This window comes from Brevibacillus sp. Leaf182 (assembly GCF_001423865.2).
Classification (GTDB): Bacteria; Bacillota; Bacilli; order Brevibacillales; family Brevibacillaceae; genus Brevibacillus; species Brevibacillus brevis_C.
Map to the genome: position 1 here is coordinate 279,053 of NZ_LMPN02000023.1, position 23,354 is coordinate 302,406.

The following is a 23,354-nucleotide window of genomic DNA, read 5'->3' on the forward strand; positions in this document are numbered from 1 at the left end:
AATATATAGGTAAAACTATTGAGTTTTACAGATAAAGATAGTTAACTAGAGAGGAAAGATTCGAAGGAGGAACGATATGCTGGCGACCGAAACCGTATCCCGAACTCAATTTTTGCGGGATGAATTCTTAGATCAATATCCTGATTTTCCGATCCATATGAGTCCTCTGGGACAATTTGTTTACTACCGTACTTATTCTCGTTTTGTACCGGAAAAAGGAAGACGGGAAACGTGGAAAGAAACTTGCCGCCGCTCGGTGGATTACAATATTAAGCTGGCTTATCAGCATTTGAACAAAATCGGAATGTACGCCGATTCTCGCGCAATGGAAAAAGAGGCAGAAGGCTTGTTTGACAACATGTTCAACCTTCGCCAGTTTTTGTCTGGCCGTACCTTGTGGGTTGGCGGTGCAGACAACGGCGTAGCGGATTTGTATCCGTTGGCGAACTTCAACTGCTCTTTCCTGAACATCAAGTCTTGGGATGACTTGGGCGATTTGTTCTACCTTCTGTTGGTAGGAACTGGCGTAGGTTTCAAATGCACGAAGGAAATGGCTGCTGGACTGGGCCCGATTCGTACGAATGTTTCGCTGCTTTCTTCTGAATACAGACCGCTGCCAAAGCATCAACGCCTGGAGCGTTCTGAGCTGAATGTACTGGATAACGGCTTTGCCAAGATTTATGTAGGAGACAGTAAAGAAGGCTGGGTAGAATCCCTCCGTCTTTACCTGCAAATTTTGACAGATTCCACTTACGAACACATTCACACCGTGAAAATCTCTTATAACAGCGTGCGTCCAAAAGGCGAGCGACTGAAGCGTTTTGGCGGTACTGCTAGTGGTCATGAGCCGCTTCGCGAAATGTTTGAAGGAATCGATAAAGTGTTGAAAAACCAAATCGACCAGCACTTGGCAGCGATCGAGAGTGATGAAAAAGGATACGGCAAAATCCGTCCGATACATATTCTCGACATTGGAAACCTCATCGGAGCAAACGTCGTAGTAGGTGGCGTGCGCCGGACAGCTGAAATTTTCCTGTTCGATCACGATGATTACGAGTGCATGCTGGCGAAATACGGCATCAACGGTTTCTGGACAGAGGATCAGTTGAACCACCACCGTCGTGTGGGCGAGCTGTTGGGTGAGCACAAGCCTGTTTGGTTTGACAGCATCCAAAAAGTAGGAGACGGACGCTTCGGTCTGGATCACCGCCGGATGTCCAACAACTCCATCGCTTTTACTAAACAACCGACCAAGCCATTTTTGAACCTCGTGTTCACTTTGATGCAATTGGAAGGCGAGCCAGGCTTCATCAACCTGGAAGAAGCGAACCGTCGTCGTCCAAATGCAGAGGGCTTGAACCCTTGTGCAGAAATCCTGCTCGATTCTTATGGCGTCTGCAACCTGACGACAGTCAATCTGGTTGAATTCGTGAAGGATCGCGAGGATGGCTCCAAGTATCTGGATCTCGATGGCTTGCTGGAAGCACAACGCAAATCTGCTCGTGCCGGTCTGCGCATGACGCTGGTTACGCTGGAACTGCCGCATTGGGATACCGTTCAACAGCGTGACCGTTTGCTCGGAACTTCCCTTACTGGTGTGAAGGATGCGCTGGCATCCCTTGGCTATACAGAAGAGCAAGAGCTCGAACTGCTGCGCAAGCTGGGCGATGCTGCTCGTGACGAGGCGAACCGTTATGCGTATGAGCTGCGTGTGAACTCTCCACTCCTGGTAACGACAGTGAAGCCGGAAGGTACGCTGTCTCAGGTTGCTGGTGGTGTCTCCAGCGGTCTGCACTGGTCCCATTCGCCGTACTACATCCGCCGCATTCGCATCAATGCTGAGGATCCATTGGCAAAAGCGGTACAAACTCTCGGTTGGACAGTCAACCCAGAGGTAGGAACACCAGGCGAAACATATGAAGAGCGCATGGCAAATGCACGTACACTCGTGATCGATTTCCCTGTAGCATCGGGCGCAGAAGAAACGAAGAACGAAGTAAGTGCAAAACGCCAATTCGATACGTACTTCCGTTTCCAAAAAGAATATACCGAGCATAACTCTTCTAACACCATTACGGTACGCAAGGAAGAGTGGGTAGAAGTAGAAGACATCGTATACGATAACTGGGATAATTTCGTAGGTGTATCTTTCTTGCAATTGGATGGCGGAAACTACCAATTGGCTCCATATGAAGAGTGCACCAAAGAACAGTACGAGGCATTGAAGCAGTCCATGAAGCCATTTGATCCTGCGATTTTGCAGCAGTATGAAACCGGCGGCGAGGCTGATCTGTCCACGGCTGAATCTTGCGAAGGCGGAGCTTGTCCGATTCGTTAAGAGATCTGAATAATAAGAGGCAGACTGAGAAAATCAGTTTGCCTCTGTTTTTTTATGTGGCTGTAGGGGAGAGAAGAACATTTCCAGTCTAGGCTCCAGGCTCCGTCCTGCTGTGGGCGGGACTGCCCGCTCCGAAGGGATTCGCGGGGAAACGCAAAAGTGGTAGCCGCTACGTTGCATGGGCACGTTGCGTTTCTTTTGCCCGCGAATCCCTTCTCCGCTCGGTAGGACTCCACAAGTCGCTACGTCTGGAAATATTCTTCTCTAGCGTAACAAATGAGGTTCTTCATTCTTTTAAGGATTTAAAAAATCGGATCATATGGAAAGCACTAGAGGAAACAGGAGAAAAAAGCGAAGATCTTTGGTACACCGACCGAGACGCAATGCAAAAAGCGAAACACGCCCTTAAGCGTCCACCTCTGAAATACATCCTGAAAGGACTACTTTGGACGCGGTTTCGCTTTTTGCATGGAGGCGGGCAGTGAATCCCCCAGCGGGTGGGACAAGAAGCTGAGCGTTTTCTCCTGTTTCCTCCCCAGCACTACAGCAACTACAAAAGGTTTCTAAAATGTGGCTGTGGTGAAGAGAAGAATATTTCCAGTCTAGGCTCCAGGCTCCGTCCTGCTGGGGGCTGAGACTGCCCGCTCCGAAGGGATTCGCGGGGAAACGCAAAAGTGGTAGCCGCTTCGTCGTATGGGCACGGTTGCGTTTCTTTTGCCCGCGAATCCCTTCTCCGCTCGGTAGGACTCCACAAGTCGCTACGTCTGGAAATATTCTTCTCTAGCGTTACAGATGAGATTCTTCAATCTTTTAAGGCATTTAATACCCGTCTAACACGGAAAGCTCGTAGAGGAAACAGGAGAAAACAGCGAAGATCTTAGGGACACCGACCGAGACGGAATGCAAAAAGCGAAACACGTTCTTAAGCGTCCACCTCTGAAAAGCCTCCTGAATGGACCACTTTGGACGCGGTTTTGCGTTTTGCATGGAGTCGGGCAGTCAATCCCTCAGGAGGTGGCCCTAGAAGCTGGAGCGTTTTCTCCTGTTTCCTCCCCACCACAACAGCAACGTATTTTCTTGTCCTTGTATGGTACAATCATCCTATAGAGAAAGGAGCGATCCAATATGACTCCCATTATTCATTCCCATCGATTGCGTGTCCGCTATGGCGAAACCGATCAGATGGGTGTGGTCTACCATACGAATTACTTGAACTGGTTTGAAGTAGGACGAACAGAATTGATTCGCCATGCGGGGATCACCTATCGTGAGCTGGAGGAAAAAGGCGTACTTCTGCCTGTCACAGATGCGAACATCTCTTACAAACAGCCCGCCCGCTATGACGATGAGGTAGAAATACGGACGAGAGTAAAAGAGCTCAGTCCTGTCCGTCTCACTTTTGCATACGAGATTGTTAGATTGCCTGACCAACAGCCGTTGGTCTCAGGAGAGACGATGCATGTATTTACCAACACAGCTTTGAGGCCCATTCGCTTGTCACGAGCGGAGCCTGACATCTATGATTGGTTGGACTCCCAGCATAAAGGAGGGGAATAAGCATGTTCCGCTTTTTTGCCATTCTATTTGTCGTTGCGTTTGGTTTAGAGCTTTGGGGGCTTATTACCATTGGATCGTGGATCGGTGGTTGGAATACAGTCGTGCTAGTCATTCTCACGGGGATCTTGGGAGCTTGGCTCGCGAGACAGCAGGGGATGCAAGTATTCCGGATGGTCCAACACCAGTTGTCGCGTGGGCAAATGCCGACTGATTCACTTATCGATGGTGTTTTGATTTTGATCGGTGGCATTTTGCTCTTGTTGCCTGGATTCGTCACGGATGTGATTGGACTGGTCTTCCTCATTCCGTACACACGGATGATTATTCGTCATCTGTTGAAGCGCTGGTTGTGGAAGCTCATCTCGTCTGGTCGTGTTCAATTGTTTTTCCGCCGCTAATACAGATATTCCCTATAAAAAAGAACCGCTTCGAGCTGTGTGACAAGCTGCTCGCAAGCGGTTCTTTTTACGTTGGGTCAGGTTTTCTTTCCACGGATGTAGCCCCATACATCGACGAAGACGTTGGCTTTTACCAAAGCATTAATCATGACAAGTGAAACAGGTCCGATGATCAAGCCCAAGAATCCGAACAATTGGAGGCCAACAAACAGCGCGACTAGCGTGAGGAGAGGGTCGAGACCGACGTTTTCCGCAACGACTTTTGGCTCGATAATTTGACGGAAAATCAAGACGACCCCGTACAAAATGGACAAGCCGATGACCATCGTGTAATTGCCTTTGAAAAACATGTAGATGATCCAAGGAACAAAGACGGTCCCTGTCCCAAGATAAGGCAAGAGATCGACTAAGCCCGTGATCAAGCCAATCGTTATTGCGTATTCGACACGCATGAACAACAGACCAATAATCACGATGGCAGCGGTTAAGGAGATGAGAGTCAACTGCGCCTTGACAAACCCGAACAAGGCATTGCGCAAATCGATAAAAATCTGATCGAGACGGCTGTTTACTCCTTTTGGCAAAAGACGACGAGCCCGCGCTTCCCAAAGAGCAAAATCTTTGGAGATAAAGAACGCACCCATGATGGAAATGACGGAAACTGTTGCCATATTCGGGAGTGAGACAAGCAGATTTTTCAATCCGTCCAGGAATTTGACGATCAAGTCCTGCCCGACATTCGTGATGGTCGAGATCGCACTGCCTACCGTACTGGTAAGCTTATCCTTATAACTTGGATCGAGCTGATCGTAAAACCACTGAACCTGATTGTAAATGCCCATCAAGAAGTCTTGAGAAATCGTATTTTGCAAATAATGGGCTAGCTCCTGTGCAACGACTGGCAAGCGTTTGGCCAGCTCTCCGATTTCCACGACCGTTTCCGTGATAATCAGTGTGACCACTCCACCAGCAAGCAGCATCAAAACCAAGAGCGCGATAATGACCGAAAGCCAGCGTGGAATCCTGAACTTTCTCGTCATGAACGTAACTGGTTTATTGATGATGAGCGCAATGATTAAAGCGATTATAAATGGGTACAGTAAGGGTGTTGCGTGTTGGAATACCCAAATCCCTACATAGACAAGCAGGCAAACCCATAACAAGCGAATGATTTGAAAGAGGCGCTCTACCCAGTTTTCCTGATTCAAACGATTTCTCCTTTCCGCCGCGAAGGTGCGAACAAAATACTGATGTTTCTATTATGCAGCATGCCCGATAGGTGGAGCAAGAATCGCGAAAAAACAAAACTCCGTTTCACCCTTCGAAACATTTTTTCGCCAACCTTATTCACAAAATCGCAATAATCTTTTATAATTGGGTCGTCTTAGTGGATTCTTTTCTCTCGCCTCTCCCCTTACACGAGCGTCATTTTCATGTACGACCTTGTGAGGATTTGCGTGGATACATTCCCTGTCAAGAGTGGTGGATGAAAGAAACCGCTGCTTACAATTTCATAGATAGGATGTTCAAAAAATCGTCTTTTTTGAACCTGATTAGGTCGTTTATCAGTCATGGCGGACAAGCGAAGACTGGATAAGCACTACTACTTGAGTGGAAAAGGAGAGGGAGTTCTATGACAACTACTCGTGGACTTGAAGGCGTTGTTGCCGCTCAATCATCCATCTGTTCGATCGTCGATGGGGTTCTTTGCTATGGCGGGATCAACATCGATGAGCTGGCAGAACATGCAACTTTTGAAGAGGTTGTATATTTGCTCTGGCATGGAGCGTTACCGAAGCGTGATCAGCTAGACGCTTTGAAAAAACAATTGGGTGAAAATGCAGCAGTGGCCCAAGAAGTGCTGGAAAGCATTCGCCACTATCCAAAAGGCGTACATCCAATGGCGGCGTTGCGCACAGCTGTCTCTTCGCTAGCGCTCTACGACACAGAAGCGCAAGATATGTCTCCTGAAGCCAACTATCGGAAATCTATCCGTCTGATGGCACAAACTCCTACCTTGATCGCTGCTTACGAGCGTATGCGTAAAGGTCTGGAGCCAGTAGCTCCACGTGCAGATTTCACGATTGCACAAAACTTCCTCTACATGCTTACAGGCCAAGAGCCAACAGAAACAGCAGTAAAAGCGTTTGATGTTGCTCTGATCCTGCATGCTGACCATGAGTTTAATGCATCTACATTCTCTGCTCGCGTAACTGTTGCGACTCTGACTGACATTTATTCCGGTATCGTGTCTGCAATCGGTACACTCAAAGGCCCTCTGCATGGCGGCGCTAATGAAGCAGTAGCAAAAATGCTGAACGAAATCGGCGGCATGGCTAATGTAGAATCCTATATCCGCACCAAGCTGGATAACAAGGATAAAATCATGGGCTTCGGACACCGTGTATACAAAGATGGTGACCCACGTGCGAAATGGCTGAAAGAAATGTCCAAAGCGCTGACCGCGCAAATCGGCCGCCCTGAGCTGTTTGAGATGTCTGTGAAGATCGATGAAATGATTTCCGGCGAAAAAGGCTTGAAACCAAACGTTGACTTCTACTCCGCATCTGTTTACATTTCACTCGGTCTCGAAACAGACCTGTTCACACCGATCTTTGCCATCAGCCGTATGTCCGGTTGGACGGCTCACATCATGGAACAGTATGAAAATAATCGCCTGATCCGTCCTCGCGCGGATTACACCGGTCCGGTCAACCAACACTACGTTCCAATTGACCGCCGCTAAGAACTCGCTATTTTCGAGCGTGGAGGGCAGGTGGTCAGCCAGGCTGATCGCTCCTGAGCGCAAGCTTGAGAACTACCACAAGTGAGTGGTAGTTCTCCTACGTCTGGAAATATTCATAATCACCAAATATATATAACACTGGAGGGATTTTTTGTGTTTAAAAACCTGACGCAACCAACTGTAGGCGAAAAAATTACTGTGGATAACGGTAAACTGGTAGTTCCAAACAATCCGGTCATTCCTTTCATCGAGGGTGACGGTACGGGCCCTGATATCTGGAAAGCTTCTGTTCGCGTTCTGGATGCAGCTGTAGAAAAAGCTTACAAAGGCGAAAAGAAAATCGCTTGGTTCGAAGTATTCGCAGGTGAAAAATCCTTCAACCAATACAGCGAGTGGCTGCCAGAAGATACGCTGACTGCTGTTCGTGAATACCTGATCGCAATCAAAGGTCCTTTGACTACACCAGTAGGCGGCGGTATCCGTTCTATCAACGTAGCACTGCGTCAAGAGCTGGATCTGTATGCTTGCGTACGTCCTGTTCAATACTTCGATGGCGTTCCATCCCCAGTGAAACATCCTGAATTGACTGACATGGTAATCTTCCGCGAGAACACTGAAGACATCTACGCTGGCGTAGAGTGGGCTGAAGGTACTCCAGAAGTGAAAAAAGTAATCGACTTCCTGCAAAACGAAATGGGCGTGAAGAAAATCCGCTTCCCAGAAACTTCTGGTATCGGTATCAAGCCTGTTTCCAAAGATGGTACAGAGCGTCTGGTACGTGCAGCAATCGATTATGCAATTGACAACAAGCGCAAATCCGTTACCCTCGTACACAAAGGTAACATCATGAAGTTCACGGAAGGTGCGTTCAAAAGCTGGGGTTATGCACTGGCTGAAGCAGAATACGGCGACAAAGTGTTCACTTGGGCACAATACGATCGTATCAAAGCTGAAGGCGGAGACGCTGACAAAGCACAAAAAGAAGCAGAAGCAGCTGGCAAAATCATCGTGAAAGATGTTATCGCTGACGCGTTCCTGCAACAAATCCTGACTCGTCCAGCTGAGTACGATGTAGTAGCAACACTCAACCTGAACGGTGACTATGTATCTGACGCACTGGCTGCACAAGTAGGCGGTATCGGTATCGCTCCAGGTGCAAACATCAACTACCTGACTGGTCATGCGATCTTCGAAGCAACTCATGGTACAGCTCCGAAATACGCTGGTCTGGACAAAGTAAACCCATCCTCCGTGATCCTGTCCGGAGAAATGATGCTGCGTCACCTGGGTTGGAACGAAGCAGCTGACCTGATCATCAACTCCATGGAAAAAACCATCTCCGCGAAAACAGTAACATACGATTTCGCTCGTCTGATGGAAGGCGCACAAGAACTGAAATGCTCCGAGTTTGCTGACGCTCTGATTCAAAACATGTAAGATAGATTTGGGTACAAATTTTTACACTTACATTTTTGGAGGGGAATAGTTCATGGCATTCAACCGTAAAAAAATCGCTGTTATCGGTAGTGGCTTCACTGGTGCAACAACTGCATTCATTTTGGGGCAAAAAGAACTGGGCGACATCGTATTGGTTGACATTCCGCAACTGGAAAACCCAACAAAAGGTAAAGCGCTCGACATGATGGAATCCTCGCCAGTATTAGGCTTTGATGCAAGCATCACAGGTACTGCCAACTATGAAGACATCAAAGATGCTGATCTCGTCATCATCACAGCAGGTATTGCCCGCAAGCCTGGCATGTCCCGCGATGACTTGGTTAACACCAATGCTGGTATTATGAAATCTGTTGCAGAGCAAGTAAAAACATATGCACCTAACTCTATCGTGCTCGTACTATCTAACCCAGTTGACGCGATGACGTACACCTTCTTCAAAACGTCCGGCTTCCCGAAAGAGCGCGTAATCGGTCAATCCGGTGTTCTGGATACGGCTCGTTTCCGTACCTTCGTCGCTATGGAGCTGAACGTATCGGTAGAAGACGTAACGGGCTTTGTTCTGGGTGGTCACGGTGATGACATGGTTCCATTGGTTCGCTACTCTTATGCGGGTGGTATCCCATTGGAAAAATTAATCCCGAAAGACCGTTTGGATGCGATCGTAGAGCGTACTCGCAAGGGTGGCGGCGAGATCGTAAACCTTTTGGGGAACGGTTCCGCTTACTACGCACCTGCGGCATCCTTGGTACAAATGGCTGAAGCCATCATCAAGGACAAAAAACGCATTCTGCCATCCATCGCTCTTCTGCAAGGAGAGTATGGCTACAACGATCTCTACCTGGGAGTACCGACTCTGCTCGGCACAAACGGGATTGAGAAAGTGATCGAATTGGATCTGACTGCCGAAGAGAAAGCAGCTCTCGACAAATCTGCTGACTCCGTACGCAGCGTAATGGCTGTTTTGAAATAAGATTAATAGATGTAAGGCGCCTTTCTTTGGGAAGGCGTCTTTTTTTAGGGATAAATGAAAGTTGCTGTGGTGAGGGAAGAAGCGAATTTCCAGTCTACGCTTCGGCCTCCGCCCTGCTAGGAAGATTGACTGTTCGCTTCGGAAAAAATGGCGGGAGCGCTTCAAACGTAGAAGTTTCGAGGAGGTAGTCCATGAGTGAAGCTGAAATTCCCCGCCATTTTTTCCTACGCTGAGATGGGCTCCAGAGGCGCTTGGACTGGAAATTCGCTTCTTCCACGTAGCTTTTCTTCATTTTTTGAAAGTGCTAAAGGAAAAAAGTGTGCTAGCAGTACGTTTCATCTCTCAAAAGCTTCTTTAGGTTAACTTGCATAACGCCTTACATCACGAATGCATCCTTAGCTGTACGGAAGTACTGTCACATGTTTGGAAGGAGACCGCCCGAACGCAGAGAGGATACAGGCGACTGGAAAACATGAGGCAGGGCTTCTCCCGACCACAATGGTTAGAAGACCTTTTTCATGTAGATACCTTTACCTAAAAGAGGAATACTATTGCCAAGCAAGTAAGTTCTATGTGCTCATCAGCATGTCTTTACAAAAAAATTACTTGTTTTCCGCAATGAGCATTGGCAGACTGAGTATTGTAGAGAGAAGCATTTTTCAGGGGACGTAGGTAAGAAAATCGAGCGCAAGCATTGCAACGCTAGGGGGAAACAGACAGATGATCAAAGTGTTGGTAGTGGATGACGAAGCTTCTATTGTAAAGCTATTGCAATTTAATCTTGAAAAATCAGGTTTTCAGGTCGTAACTGCTTTTGACGGTAAACAGGCCTTGGAAATGGTTAAAAGCGAGCAGCCTGATTTTATCATTCTTGATTTGATGCTTCCCAAGATGGATGGAATGGACGTATGCAAAACCTTGCGCCAGGAACGCAATAATACGCCGATCTTGATGCTTACAGCGAAAGATGATGAGCTCGACAAGATTTTGGGGCTTGAGCTTGGTGCCGATGATTATTTGACAAAGCCATTTAGCCCAAGAGAAGTTATTGCCCGCGTGAAAGCCATTCTGCGGCGGTTTCAGAACACGCCAGAAGCGACTACAGCGCCTCAAGAGGTGTTGCTCCAATTTGGGGATATTCGCATCTACCCGGAGAAGTACGAGGTGTTTTGTAAAGACGTGAAGGTTGAGCTGACGCCAAAGGAATTCGAGCTGCTTAACTATTTAGCGAGCCACCAAGGACGTGTACTGACGCGCGATCAATTGTTGAATGCTGTTTGGAACTACGATTTCATCGGGGATTCTCGAATTGTGGACGTGCATGTCAGCCATTTGCGTGAAAAGCTTGAGGATGACACGAAGAACCCGAAATACATCAAAACAGTTCGCGGATTAGGATACAAACTGGAAGGATAACGGAGGATTTACCTTGACTCGCTTTCGAATCAAACTCACTTTGACTATTTTGGGTTTAATCTCCCTCGTACTATTGGTGATGGGGATGTATTTTGCCAAAGTGCTGGAGAATTCCTACCTCCAATCACTGAATGAGCTATTGTCCCGCGAGTCGAAGCTCATCTCTCAGGCAGTCCGTTTCCCAAACGTCTTTACCGATAAGGCGACGTTAGCGGATCGGGTCACACAAGTAGCGCCAACGGATGAAGTACGGATTACCATTATCGACAAGGATGGTCAGGTGATGTACGACAACTCCTCCCACCCGGAAGAGATGGAAAACCACCATGACCGACCGGAGATGAAGGCAGCGTTAAAAGGAGAAACAGGGATTTCCCGCCGTTTCAGTGAGACGCTCGGCTATGACATGATGTACGTTGCAGTACCTGTTGAACTGAACAACGAAATATTCGGTGTTGTTCGTTCAGCGATGTCGATGAAAGATATTACCGATACGATTCACAAAATGTGGTACAGCTTGCTCACCGGTTTATTGGTTACTTTGGTAGTCGGATCGATTGTCGTTTCCCGCATTTCCTTTTCCATTATTCGTCCGATCGAGGAGATCACCCGGGTAGCCCGCAACATTACACAGCGCCAATACGAGAGCCGTGTGAGAATCAAAGCAAAGGATGAGATCGGTCAGCTTGCAGGAGCGATCAACTTCATGGCATCGAGCCTGGAGCAGCAGATGTACGAAATCTCGGAGAATCAGCAGCGCTTAGCAGGTGTGCTGACCAATATGACGAGTGGCGTGATCTTCATTTCAGAGCAACGTCGGATCATGCTGGTCAATCCAGCCGTTGAAAAGCTGTTGGGTACCGCTGGACATGAGATCGTAGGGAAGCTGCATATCGAGGCAGGCAAGAGCTTTGGGCTCAGCCAATACATCGACAGATGCCTGGACAGAAGCGAGAAGTTCCGTCAAGAGGTACACATCTATTACCCGCAGGAACGCATCCTCGACGTGAATTTTGCTCCCTATATTAACTTCAAGGGGGAGTCCAGGGGTGTAGTTGTGGTGCTGCATGACATCACAGACATTCGCCGCCTGGAGAAGATGCGTAGTGAGTTCGTGGCAAACGTATCGCATGAGCTACGCACGCCGATTACCTCGATCAAGGGCTTCACAGAAACCTTGCTTGAAGGGGCGATGCAAGATGAGGAAACATGCCGCAATTTCTTGCAAATCATCTCAGATGAGAGCGAGCGACTCTACCGGATGATCCGCGATATTTTGGACCTGTCCAAAATCGAACAGAAGCGAATCCCGTTGCATCTGAGTCAGGTTCACTTGCAGGATTTGATCAGTTCGGCAGTTGCCATCATGCATGACCAGGCACAGCGAAAGGAATTGACGATCACACTGCCTTCACCGAAGCCAGATATTTGGCTGATGACGGATAAGGATTGCTTGCAGCAGATCATCTTAAATCTGTTGACGAATGCGATTGCCTATACGCCAGAAGGTGGGAAAATCAACGTCAAGACAGAAGCAGACAGCGAAAACATCACCATTCAAGTGATGGATACTGGGATTGGTATTCCGGAAAAGGAACTCACGCGTATCTTTGAGCGGTTTTATCGCGTAGACAAGGCGCGTAGCCGCGATTCAGGTGGAACAGGTTTGGGCCTCGCAATTGTGAAGCATCTCGTGGAAAATTTGCACGGTCATATCAGTGTGGAGAGCAAGGAAGGAAGAGGGACAACCTTCACAGTCACGCTTCCCCTGACCTAAAAAAGCTACTGAAAAAACATTTACACAAACAAAATAGTAGCTTTACTTCTACAATACAATCGCCTTGTACCATTTGACATGTCAGACACTAGAAGGGGGAAGAGGGAAATGTCACGGCACGCTTTTGAAGAACAGCAGGATGTACTGCACCGCAAGCTCATGACGATGGGCACATTGGTGGAAGAAGCTATTCATAAATCCATTAAGAGTCTGGTTGAGCGGGATGCCCAACTAGCTGAACAGGTTATCGCAAGCGATCCTGTGATCAATGAGTTGGAGCAAGAAATACAGAGCGATTGCTTCCGTCTCATTGCATTGCAGCAGCCAGTCGGAGGTGACTTGCGACGCTTGGGAACAATGTTGAAGCTGGTGACGGATTTGGAGCGAATGGGTGATCATGCCGTTTCCATTGCCAAGACGACACGACGCTTAATGGCGGACCCGTACGTGAAACCCCTCATCGATATTCCGATGATGGCTGATCACGTCAAGGCTATGGTGCGCGATTGCTTAAATGCGTATATTGCACGCAATAAAGAAGCGGCAGAAGAGATTGCGGCACGCGACGACATTGTCGATAAACTTTACTCTACGATTTTCCATGATCTGATTGAATTGATGACGAAAAACAGTCAGGCCATTTCGCAAGGAACGCATTTACTTTTGGTTGCGCAATATTTAGAACGGATTGCCGATCATGTTACGAACATCTGCGAATGGATTATCTATATGTCTACTGGTAAAATGACGGATTTGAATAAATAAGACCCGAATGCCAAAAAGCCGCTGTGAGCTATGAAGAATAGCTTGCAGCGGCTTTTATAAACTTCTTCGGGTTTCTTCTCAATATTACGGAAAACATTCCGCTAAAACGCGGTCGCTCATCCTTGAGTAAACCACGATAGAGGTTTTCTTATGGTTGTAGACAGACGCCTATTCTCCCTTTTGTGCATACAATACATCGATTCAATGGCAGTAGAAGAAGTACAGGAGGGAAAGGCAATGACCACAAAAGTGCGCCACATATATGCCGCAGGGAATACTGCGCGAGGATACAAGACTTTTTATGACTCTGTATTGGAAGGCTTGGAGCGCGTTTATATTTTGACAGGGACAGTGGAAGGAATTACATCGCCACTGATCGAGTCGATTGGAAAGCAAATGGCACGAAAAACAGACGAAGTGGAGTGGATTCATTCCCCTTTTGTGAACGGACAGTTTGATGGTGTCATTTTTCCTCGCTATAAAGTAGCGATCATGGACGGAAGTTATCCTCGCATGTGGAGACCGGCTTCCCCAGGCGTAACTGAAATTCAGGTCAATTTGCAGGCGATGGTAGACGTTGATCAGCTCGTGGATGACAAAGACCGGATTGCTGCCTGGTACGAAGAGATTTTTAACAAGAGTGAAGAGGCTTATCAAGCTTTTGGCGAAGCACTGCGGATCCATGATGAGTGGGAAGCCCCTTACATTGAAAACCTGGACAGAGAAGAAGCCAATCGCGTCACGGAAGAAGTCGTTGCGCTATTCTTCGGGGATGAGCAGCTAGAGAAGAAAGCAAAAGTACGTCGTATGTACTTGGGGGCAGCCACTCCACAGGGACCGGTCGATCATATCATGAAGCTGACAGACCAATTGGAGAAGCGCTACTTCATCAAGGGAAGACCAGGCTCTGGCAAGTCAACCATGCTGAAAAAGCTGGTGAAGGAAGCCCAAACACGTGGCTTTGATGTGGAAGTGTACCACTGTGGGTTGGACCCGCACAGTCTCGATATGGTGATTGTACCTGAGAAGAGTCTTGCCATTTTTGACAGCACGGCACCGCATGAGTATTTTCCTAGCAAAGATACGGATGAGGTTATTGATATGTACGAACGCGCGATTACCCCAGGAACTGATGAGAAATATGAAGAAGAATTATTGGATATTAAGGTAAGATACACCCAAAAAATTAAAGAGGCCACAGCCAATCTTGTGGCAGCCAAGGAGCTGCGTGACCAATTAAACATCACGTATCAGGAAGCCGTTGACCAGCAACGTTTAAAGGCTGTCTCGCAAGCTCTCGTAAGCAGACTGACAAAGATGGGCTAATGGCATTCAGATGGTAGAATGAAACCCGTTCGACTGCTTATACTACAATAACAGAAGATGATCGTTGTTGGAGAATGGAGGTGAGCAGCCGGATGGGTTTTGCTATGAAGTTAGCTCTGTTACTGTTAATCAATCCCCTCGACCCAACGAATTTTTTGCAGATAGAGATGGAGAACAAGACGGTAGCTATTCTCAATCGGGCTGATTATTCTCTTCCCTTTGATGGAGTTCCTTTGGTTGATGAAAGCAAGCTTGCGCGAATGGTGGAAGAGTTGGCGAAAAAAGCGCACATTGAGCCCATCAATGCGACGATTAATAACGCCGGAGCCATCGTTCCGGAAACCAGGGGAAGAAGGTTAGATGACCTGACATTTCGCGCACGTTTTTACGATTATTTTTACGGTGCGGGAGCCGCAAGCATAAATGTAAGCTACAAAGAGGTATTCCCAAAGGTAGATACAGCGCTCATGAGTCAGGTTCGTAAAAAAAAGATCGGACAATATGCGACCTACTTCAATGCAGGTAACTGGAATCGAGTACACAACATCAAGCTCGCCTCACAGGCGATTAACAATTACGTCGTATTGCCAGGAGAAATTTTTTCTTTTAATAAGGTAGTGGGCCAGCGTACGAAAGAAAAAGGGTATTTGCAGGCACCCATTATTGTCAGGGGAGAGTTGTCGGAAGGCATTGGGGGAGGAATCTGCCAAGTATCGTCTACTTTGTTCAATGCGGTAGATCAGGCAGGTTTGCATATTATGCAGCGCTATTCTCACAGCCGAAACGTAGCGTACGTACCTCCAGGCCGTGATGCGACCGTGAGCTGGTACGGCCCCGATTTTGTATTTCAAAACAAATACGCTTATCCCGTCTTGATCCGGGCGATTGCGACCAATGGAAGCATGTACGTGACGGTTCACTCTTTTCCAGAAATGGAGCATGAGCCACGAAATGTACCAAGCGTACGCCGCGCGACCCCTGAGGAAACACCGGATGCTCCATCTATTTTGAATGAGAATGGACCGACAATCCCTTGATGGTAGGGAGTGTCGGTTTTTTTACGTCTTGGGTACGAGGCTGCTGTGGGGTGAAGAATATTTCCAGTCTAGGCTCCAGGCTCCATCCTGCTGGGGGTCAATACTGTCCGCAAGTCCCTTCTCCGCTCGGTAGGACTCCACAAGTCGCTACGTCTGTAAATATTCTTCTCTGTCGTAACTTTCTATAGAAGATTTTGAAAAAAATTTACATAACATCATAAAATCGTCTTGTCAGCACTTTTTTGTTGGGGTGATAACATGAAATATATTGTTTATTTTCTTCTAATTACTGTTGCGACGTATCTAATTTTCACTTGGCTTGCAAGTACTGCAGTTTTTATCTGGATAATATCAAGTGTAATTATTACATTGCAATTATTCATTATTGGCTTAATAAAACAGAAATCAAATAAGTAACAAATCTTTTTAGCATCGAACATTACTCAGTCCGTCAAGGAAACAGGAGAAATAAGCGAAGATCTTAGGGACACCGACCGAGGTAATGAAAAAAAGAGAAACAAGCTCTTAGCGTCCACCTCTGAGACACCCCCTGAATGGACGACTTTGGACGCGGGTTTCGCTTTTTTTTCATGGAGCCGGGCAGTCACCCCCCAGCGGGTGGACCTAGAAGCTGAGCGTTTTCTCCTGTTTCCTCCCCACCACTACAGCCCGACCAACGACTGCTTTTAAAAGCTTGCCTAGTTAAAGTTTAACCTAAAGAAATAGTTGCCACGGATAAAAAAACATCGTATAGTTTTCATGTGATAAATTTCGTACACGAAATATTACTTAAGAAAGGAGTGCGCTATGAATAAATCACTGCATATTCGGGACTTGTTAAAACGGTTGAACAAGACATTTGGAACAATGGCCACAAAAGAACTGTCCCAATATGGTGTGACTGTCCCTCAGCTAATGGTCATTCGAGAAATACATCCTGATCCCAAAACGATCGGTCAGATAAGCAAAGCCGTGGATTTATCGTACAGCACCGTTTCTGGCATCATAGATCGTTTGGAACGAGAACAACTCGTAGAGCGCGTACGTGATGAGAATGACCGGCGTGTTGTCTGGATTCGTAAAACACCGAAGATTTCCGAGCTGTTCGCAAAGGTTGATTTTTTCTCAGAGAACTTTTACAAGCGTATTTTCCATGGATTTTCCGATGAGGATTTAGACATCATTATTCAGTCGATGGAAACATTGATTGCGAAACTAGAAGAACGAGAAAGTTGAGGAGAAACCATGAAGCGAAAACTGGTTTTGTATGTCATTTTGCTCCTGTTCGTGGCAGGTGGTGGAGGAATCGGTTACTACTATTGGTATCAAGGTACGCATTATGTGACCACACAAGATGCTCGGATAGCGGGAGACATTTATCGCGTCATGCCAAAAATGACAGGCAAACTGACCGGGCTCGCTGTCAAAGAAGGCGACACCGTTATAGCGGACCAAATCGTAGGGCAGCAAGATACAACTAACGTAGCAACGACGATGCTGGAAAACAGCGTATTGCGTTCTCCTATTACAGGTACCGTGATTAAAACGCAAGCAAAAGAGGGAGAGATTGTTTCGACAGGGCAATCGGTAGCTCTCGTGATTGACGAAAGCAAATTGTACATCTCCGCCAATTTGGAAGAGACTGAGATCGAACGGTTGAAACTCGGCCAAAAAGTCGATTTTACGATTGACGCTTACCCAGGTAAGAAATTGGGCGGTCATTTGATGGAGATCGGAAAGGCGACGAATTCTACATTTTCATTGATGCCAGCGGCTAATACGAGCGGGAACTTCACCAAGGTAACCCAGCGTATCCCGATCAAAATCGCCATAGATGACACAGCAGGTCTGGACCTTGTGGCCGGACTGAACGCCGAGATCAAAGTGCACGTGAAGGAGATGTAATCAAGCATGAAAAAGACAGCACAATGGAAAACAATCGCTGCAGTCATGGCGGCCGTTTCGCTTATTGCGTCGGGCTGTAGCGAGACATCTTCTGCATCGCAAACGAGCGAGAACGTTCCTGTCGTGAAGACGTGGAAGGTGACCTCTGCCTCTACGGGCGTCATCGCCAATGGTAAGGTGGCAGCATCTGAGGAGATCCAAGTCGTTACTAAAGTATCTGGAAAAGCAGCGAGCGTGAAGGTAAAAGAAGGTGCAGTCGTCAAGCAAGGCGATGTTCTGGTCACGCTGGAGGCAGCCGATTATCAGCAGCAGATCAATCAGGCACAGGCCGCCATTTCAGGCGCTCAGGCAAAGCTGAGAGATACGAAAGCAGGTGCACGCAATGAGCAGTTGACGCAGCTTGGAAGTATTGTCACGCAGGCAGAAGCCAGCCTGAAGGTGGTCGAGAGCAATTACAATCGGATGAAAGCACTGTTTGATGCAGGCGCATTGTCCCAAGCTGAGCTGGAGAAATCTTCGCTTGAATTGGAAAAGGCACGCACAGGTCTTGAACAAGCGCAAGCCCAATACGATCTGGCAAAAGCAGGCCCAACTGCCGACACGGTAGCGGCTCTGCAAGCAGAAGTAAGCCGTTTGGGCTCCAATCTGGAGCTGGCGAAAAGCAATTATGACAATACCATTATTCGTGCGCCAATCACAGGTATCGTAGCCAAGCGTTCGGTTGATCCGGGAGAAATGGCAGCAGCCGGGACACCTCTCATGGTGCTAGTGAATATGGCAGATGTCAAAGTAGAAGCAAGCGTACCGGAAACCCAAATCAACCAAGTGAAGGTCGGTTCTACTGTTGATGTGAAGGTAGGCAGTCTCGGTGGGAAGGTGCTGAAAGGCACCGTTGAGTTTGTCTCTCCGATTTCGGATACCAACAGCAGTTCTTTCCCAGTCAAAGTGAAGGTAAATAATCAGGACGGCTTGCTGCGCGCAGGGATGGTAGCAGAGGTCATGCTCCAAGGCCAGGCAACACCAGGAACAAAATTACCGACGTCAGCCGTGCTGGAAAAGGACAGCAAGCATTACGTCTATACCGTAAACGACAATGTTGTACACCAGGTGGAAGTAGCGGTGGAAAACGCAAGCGGCGACTGGACAACTGTCACGAATGGCGTCAAAGACAATGATCAAATTGTACTGAACCCGACAGACAAACTGTCCGAGGGCAGTAAGGTGATCGCAAACTAACGGGGGTGTTGACACATGGCGGAAGCGGTGGCACACCGAGAGGAGAAAAGCGGGAACAGCGGCATGTGGCTGTCTCTTCTCGCCATCCTCTCAGGAACCTTCGTTGCGATTCTGAACAATAGCTTGATTAACGTTGCCCTGCCTGCCATGGTCAATATTTTTGGTTCGACTACTGAGACCATGCAGTGGGTATTGACCGGATATATGCTGGCAAACGCCGTCATGATTCCCATGAGCGGCTCGTTGTCTGCCAAATTCGGGGCGAAAAAAATATTTGTACTCTCCTTATCCGCGTTTACTTTTTCGTCCATTCTGTGTGCCTTGGCGTGGAGTGACTCTTCGCTGATTGCCTTTCGCGTCGTGCAAGGTGTCAGCGGGGGGATGATCATGCCAATCGGGATGTCGATGATTTACATGATCGTTCCGCGTGAAAAGATCGGAATGGCCTTGGGGATATTCGGGATTGCTTCCATGACTGCCCCGGCGTTGGGCCCGACATTGGGTGGATATCTCATCGAATTTTTAAGCTGGCAATTTCTTTTTCTAGTCGGTGTACCCTTTGGTATTTTTGCGGTAATCATGAGTATCGTTCTGCTCAAGGAAACGCCGAAAAAACCAGAGTTAAAGTTCGACTTTCTGGGAGCATTTCTTGCCATCGTCGGTTTCGGGACGCTGTTGCTCGCTTTAAGTAAAGGGCAAGCAGAGGGCTGGACCTCCTTTTTCATCGTCAGTCTGTTTTTCGTTGCCGTGATGAGCTTGATCCTGTTTGTTTGGGTGGAACTGGGGAAAGAAACTCCGCTGCTCGATCTACGGCTTTTGAAGATTCCTACCTTCACCATTAGCATTTTGACTTCTGGCTTCGTCATGATGGGGATGATGGGCGGTATCTTCCTGATGCCGATCTTCCTCCAAAACATTCAGGGATTGACGGCTATGGAGTCTGGAATCCTGTTGATGCCGCAATCGATTGCCATGGCGATCATGATGCCAATCAGCGGGAAGCTGATGGATAAATACGGGATTGGACCAATTGGATTGATCGGCTTGACCATTATGAGCGTCACGACGTTTGAACTGCACAATCTATCTGCTGACAGCATGCACTCGTGGATCGATATGATCTTAACCATTCGCGGGATTGGAATCGGATTGTGCATGATGACGCTGTCTACCGTAGGGATGAACGCCGTTCCGCGTACAAGTGTGGGGGATGCCTCTCCGCTTTCCAACGTATTGCGTCAGGTCATGAGCTCGTTTGCCATTGCGATTTTGACAGTGATCATGCAGGCGCGTCAAAATTTCCACATGGCTTCCATCTCTGACAACTTGAATACGGATATGGCGACGCAGTTTATCAGTGGTATTTCAGGAATGTATGCACAAGTAGGGGTAGATGCGGCGAGTGCGACGGGGGGAGCCAGCGCGATTTTGTACGGAATGATGGCAAAAGAATCGTTGGTCCAAGGCATCGGGGATACTTTCCTCGTCTCAGTGATCCCTATTGTCCTCTCGATTCCACTTCTGTACTTCCTGCATAAAAAGCCGAAAAAAACGCAACAGGTGCCAGCAACCGAAAAGGCAACAGCTTAATAGCAAGGGGCAATTCCGCAAGTCTTATCGAAGACTTCTTAGGAATTGCCCCTTTGCCTGTTAGGACATCATTTTAAATAACCAGTACAGAATCCGTCCTGCGATATAGCCAAGAAGAATTGTCCAGCCAATTTTCGCCCAAATACTCAGTCCCTTGACGAATTCACGCAAGCTTTTTCGGTTCTCCGGTTGCTTGTTCAATGGAGGACACTCCTTTAGCAGGTTGGTTAAAACGAATGAACACATAAATGCCGGCGATAATGATCAAGCCACCGATCCATTGCGGAGGCGTTACCACTTCGCCCAAGATAAAGTAAGCGAGAATCGCAGTCCCGATCGGTTCACCCAAAATTCCCATAGATATCGTCGTCGTATTGAGCCATTTAATGATCCAGTTAAAAATAGAATGTCCAAGCAAGGTCGGGAACAGGGCGAGACAGAAGAACCATCCCCAATCCGCCGCAGGGTAACCGACGAGCGAATACCCGAGAGCCAGATCATAGGCAACCAGTATCACGCTGGTAGCTGTATAAACGACGAGTGTGTAGGCAAAGGAGGACAGATGCTGGCGAACGTACTGCCCGACCAACCAGTAGCCCGTCACGGTGACAGCTCCCATCAATGCGAGGAAATCTCCCCATAAAGCCATGCCGCCTACTTGAAAATCTCCCCAGCCAATCACGAAGCTTCCCACAATCGCCAGCAAGCCGCCGGATAGAGCCAGAAATCGAACTTTTTCTCCAAAAAAGAAATAACCGCCGATGAATGCAAATAATGGCTGCAACGTAACGAGCACCGTAGAACTGGCTACAGACGTGTAGTTCAGCGATTCAAACCACAGCAGAAAGTGGCTTGCCAAAAAGGCCCCGGATAAAATACAGAGTAGCCACACCTTTTTGGACATTTTTCCAATCTCTGCGATGGCACCACGATTCCAGAATAAAAAAGGAAGCGTTAAGAGAACAGAAAAAATCAGGCGATACGTAGCGATAATCGGAGCAGGTGCATCCGATAGCTTTACAAAGATTGCAGAAGAGGAAATGGCGATCACCCCGATTAAGAGAGCCAAATACGGGGGAAATAACGGTTTTTCCAAAGATTGATTCATTAGTACACCTTCTTATGCGGGTAAGATCATGGTTCATTATTGTAATTGTACAGTTGGATTAAAAAATTCACAATGTTATGTGTACCTTGCCACCTGAAAGGTTTCTTTTCAATCCGGTTATCCTACAGGCATGAGAAACTTACAGGCTATCTTCCGAATCGCTGCCTTCATACTTATCCTCATCTGTATCCCGACGCGAAGCGAGGCATTGCCGCTCACGCCATTTCACATTTTGATTGATGTTGGTCATGGGGGCGTAGATTCGGGAACTTCTTATGGGGATTTGTACGAAAAGAACATCAATCTGCAAATTGCCAAACAACTGTACCAAAAGTTGACAGAAGCTGGCTATACGGTGGCCTTGAATCGGAACAAAGATATCGCACTGAGCGATGAGAATCGGTGGTTGGACAACCGATCGAGGCATATTCGGGATTTGGCACAGAGGAAGAATTTGGCAAAGGAGATCGGTCCCCAAATGTTGCTTAGCCTTCATGTAAACTGGGCGTCTAATCCGCGGCGACGGGGTGCCATTCTTTTGTACCAAGATACCGAACAAAGCTATATGCTGGCAGAACTGCTGCAAAACTCGCTGAACAAGCTGACAGGGACGAACAACCAGCCAGTCAGGGGGAAGACGTACTACATGCTGCGTCACAACTACTGTCCGTCTGTCATCGTGGAGATGGGTTTTATCAGCAATGCACATGACCGCGAAATGTTAACGAATCCCAAAGCACAAGAAAAAATCGCTCAGGCCATTACAGAAGCCGTGAGCGAGTACGTAAAGCTGTCGGGAAATCTGGAAACGGAGGCTCGTGTGAAGGAGAGCTGGTGGCGAAAATTAATGGGCAGTTTGCTGGATAAGCTTTGAAATGGTTACAAATTCGGCCTCCTTCTGAATTCGCGGGATGTACTGGCGCAGAACGGAGGCTGTTTTCTTGCCAGGAGGCCCAACATGGCCTATCGCGATACATATGGGATGATTGTGGATTCGTTTGCAGACGAGCTCCATTTGCTTTGTAATATGTGGGACAGAGTATACGTCATCGAGAAAAATTTGATTCACTGCATGGGGCACGCCCATTTCAGCCGCTATTTTCGCAGCCACGCTTTTATCAGTGGTTTTGCTATCCAGGTAAATGAGCCCACGCTCCTTGACGACCTTCATGATGATGCGCATGATTCGCTCGTCAGCCGTTATTTTTGAGCCCATATGGTTGTTCATGCCAATCGCATGTGGCACATCGTCAATCGCTTTTTCCACACGACTGCGAATCTCATCGTCAGACAGATCAGCCGTAATGGCTCCCGGTCCGAGCCAGGAGCGTTTTCCTTTCATCGGCTCCATCGGCATGTGAACGAGTACATCATGTCCTTTTTGATGGGCGAGCTCGGCATCCTGCTTCGTGCTCGGAAGAAACGGCATGACGGCAACGGTCAGAGGGACTGGCATCGATAATATTTCCTCCGTCCCTTGCATGTTGTTCCCGAAGTCATCAATGACAAATGCCATCAGCTTTTTGACAGAGGGCTCAGGGGCTGGATTGGGGGTAGCAGCCACTGGAATCGCCCCAAGGGAAAGAAAAAGCGTGAGCAGGAGCGGAATCAATTTCCTCCCATACATAAGATCACCTTCCTTGTCCATTTTTTTCATAGTCTGTACAATCACCTTGTGCTTTACCCGCCATATCTACAGCTTGGCTTTGATGTTTGCCCTATGTTAC

20 protein-coding genes are annotated in these 23,354 nt (G+C 47.7%); 16 read left to right on the top strand and 4 right to left on the bottom strand.

All coding sequences use genetic code 11. The annotated features are described in order from the left end of the window. Positions 1-76 precede the first annotated feature (76 nt). The 3 genes from nrdJ to ASG16_RS14780 all read left to right on the top strand — a co-directional run bounded on the left by nrdJ (position 77) and on the right by ASG16_RS14780 (position 4,293). On the top strand, positions 77-2,338 hold the full coding sequence (gene nrdJ / locus ASG16_RS14765) for a ribonucleoside-triphosphate reductase, adenosylcobalamin-dependent (RefSeq protein ID WP_056496771.1): 2,262 nt from the start codon (positions 77-79) through the stop codon (positions 2,336-2,338). A 1,125-nt stretch (positions 2,339-3,463) separates the two neighbouring features. Beyond that, on the top strand, positions 3,464-3,895 hold the full coding sequence (locus ASG16_RS14775; RefSeq protein ID WP_048031701.1) for an acyl-CoA thioesterase: 432 nt from the start codon (positions 3,464-3,466) through the stop codon (positions 3,893-3,895). 2 nt (positions 3,896-3,897) lie between these two features. Continuing rightward, on the top strand, positions 3,898-4,293 hold the full coding sequence (locus tag ASG16_RS14780; RefSeq protein WP_056496768.1) for an FxsA family protein: 396 nt from the start codon (positions 3,898-3,900) through the stop codon (positions 4,291-4,293). Between the two features lie 77 nt (positions 4,294-4,370). Here the strand turns inward: ASG16_RS14780 and ytvI are convergent, their stop codons facing one another. Next, on the bottom strand, positions 4,371-5,501 hold the full coding sequence (gene ytvI / locus ASG16_RS14785; RefSeq protein ID WP_056496766.1) for a sporulation integral membrane protein YtvI: 1,131 nt from the start codon (positions 5,499-5,501) through the stop codon (positions 4,371-4,373). A gap of 425 nt (positions 5,502-5,926) precedes the next feature. Between ytvI and citZ the strand changes: the two genes are divergently transcribed. From citZ to ASG16_RS14855, 12 genes are all read left to right on the top strand, one after another. Continuing rightward, positions 5,927-7,039 carry a citrate synthase gene (citZ, locus tag ASG16_RS14790; RefSeq protein ID WP_056496763.1) on the top strand — a complete coding sequence of 371 codons (1,113 nt, stop codon included), beginning with the start codon at positions 5,927-5,929 and terminating at the stop codon, positions 7,037-7,039. Between the two features lie 153 nt (positions 7,040-7,192). After that, positions 7,193-8,476 carry an NADP-dependent isocitrate dehydrogenase gene (icd, locus tag ASG16_RS14795; RefSeq protein ID WP_048031705.1) on the top strand — a complete coding sequence of 428 codons (1,284 nt, stop codon included), beginning with the start codon at positions 7,193-7,195 and terminating at the stop codon, positions 8,474-8,476. Between the two features lie 52 nt (positions 8,477-8,528). Beyond that, positions 8,529-9,467: a malate dehydrogenase gene (mdh, locus tag ASG16_RS14800; protein ID WP_056496760.1), complete on the top strand. Its 939-nt coding sequence runs from the start codon at positions 8,529-8,531 to the stop codon at positions 9,465-9,467. Between the two features lie 720 nt (positions 9,468-10,187). Next, the gene (locus ASG16_RS14810; protein WP_007725334.1) at positions 10,188-10,883 is read left to right on the top strand and encodes a response regulator transcription factor; all 696 of its coding nucleotides are present in this window, start codon (positions 10,188-10,190) and stop codon (positions 10,881-10,883) included. A 13-nt stretch (positions 10,884-10,896) separates the two neighbouring features. Further along, complete coding sequence (gene pnpS, locus ASG16_RS14815) at positions 10,897-12,660, top strand: two-component system histidine kinase PnpS (RefSeq protein WP_056496755.1); 1,764 nt, start codon at positions 10,897-10,899, stop codon at positions 12,658-12,660. 108 nt (positions 12,661-12,768) lie between these two features. Continuing rightward, positions 12,769-13,425, top strand: coding sequence for a phosphate signaling complex protein PhoU (gene phoU / locus ASG16_RS14820; protein ID WP_048031708.1), 657 nt, complete (start codon positions 12,769-12,771; stop codon positions 13,423-13,425). Between the two features lie 237 nt (positions 13,426-13,662). After that, positions 13,663-14,751, top strand: coding sequence for a PRK06851 family protein (locus tag ASG16_RS14825; RefSeq protein WP_056496752.1), 1,089 nt, complete (start codon positions 13,663-13,665; stop codon positions 14,749-14,751). A 92-nt stretch (positions 14,752-14,843) separates the two neighbouring features. Next, positions 14,844-15,788, top strand: coding sequence for a VanW family protein (locus tag ASG16_RS14830; RefSeq protein WP_056496750.1), 945 nt, complete (start codon positions 14,844-14,846; stop codon positions 15,786-15,788). 807 nt (positions 15,789-16,595) lie between these two features. Beyond that, the gene (locus ASG16_RS14840) at positions 16,596-17,024 is read left to right on the top strand and encodes a MarR family winged helix-turn-helix transcriptional regulator (protein ID WP_012685124.1); all 429 of its coding nucleotides are present in this window, start codon (positions 16,596-16,598) and stop codon (positions 17,022-17,024) included. Between the two features lie 9 nt (positions 17,025-17,033). Beyond that, on the top strand, positions 17,034-17,693 hold the full coding sequence (locus ASG16_RS14845) for an HlyD family secretion protein (RefSeq protein WP_056496747.1): 660 nt from the start codon (positions 17,034-17,036) through the stop codon (positions 17,691-17,693). Positions 17,694-17,699: 6 nt separating this feature from the next. Beyond that, complete coding sequence (locus ASG16_RS14850) at positions 17,700-18,929, top strand: efflux RND transporter periplasmic adaptor subunit (RefSeq protein WP_056496744.1); 1,230 nt, start codon at positions 17,700-17,702, stop codon at positions 18,927-18,929. A 15-nt stretch (positions 18,930-18,944) separates the two neighbouring features. Then, positions 18,945-20,519 carry a DHA2 family efflux MFS transporter permease subunit gene (locus ASG16_RS14855; RefSeq protein ID WP_056496741.1) on the top strand — a complete coding sequence of 525 codons (1,575 nt, stop codon included), beginning with the start codon at positions 18,945-18,947 and terminating at the stop codon, positions 20,517-20,519. A 60-nt stretch (positions 20,520-20,579) separates the two neighbouring features. On the opposite strand, the gene ASG16_RS30690 is transcribed toward ASG16_RS14855, so the two are convergent. Then, a complete protein-coding gene (locus ASG16_RS30690) occupies positions 20,580-20,720 on the bottom strand; it encodes a hypothetical protein (protein ID WP_157966774.1) in 141 nt (46 codons plus the stop codon). Then, the gene (locus ASG16_RS14860) at positions 20,683-21,627 is read right to left on the bottom strand and encodes a DMT family transporter (protein ID WP_048031715.1); all 945 of its coding nucleotides are present in this window, start codon (positions 21,625-21,627) and stop codon (positions 20,683-20,685) included. Before ASG16_RS14860 ends, ASG16_RS30690 begins: the two co-directional genes overlap by 38 nt. 130 nt (positions 21,628-21,757) lie before the next feature. Between ASG16_RS14860 and ASG16_RS14865 the strand changes: the two genes are divergently transcribed. Then, positions 21,758-22,501, top strand: coding sequence for an N-acetylmuramoyl-L-alanine amidase family protein (locus tag ASG16_RS14865; protein WP_056496739.1), 744 nt, complete (start codon positions 21,758-21,760; stop codon positions 22,499-22,501). On the opposite strand, the gene ASG16_RS14870 is transcribed toward ASG16_RS14865, so the two are convergent. Next, positions 22,472-23,254 carry a divergent polysaccharide deacetylase family protein gene (locus tag ASG16_RS14870; protein ID WP_241970762.1) on the bottom strand — a complete coding sequence of 261 codons (783 nt, stop codon included), beginning with the start codon at positions 23,252-23,254 and terminating at the stop codon, positions 22,472-22,474. The genes ASG16_RS14865 and ASG16_RS14870 overlap by 30 nt on opposite strands. Positions 23,255-23,354 lie beyond the last annotated feature (100 nt).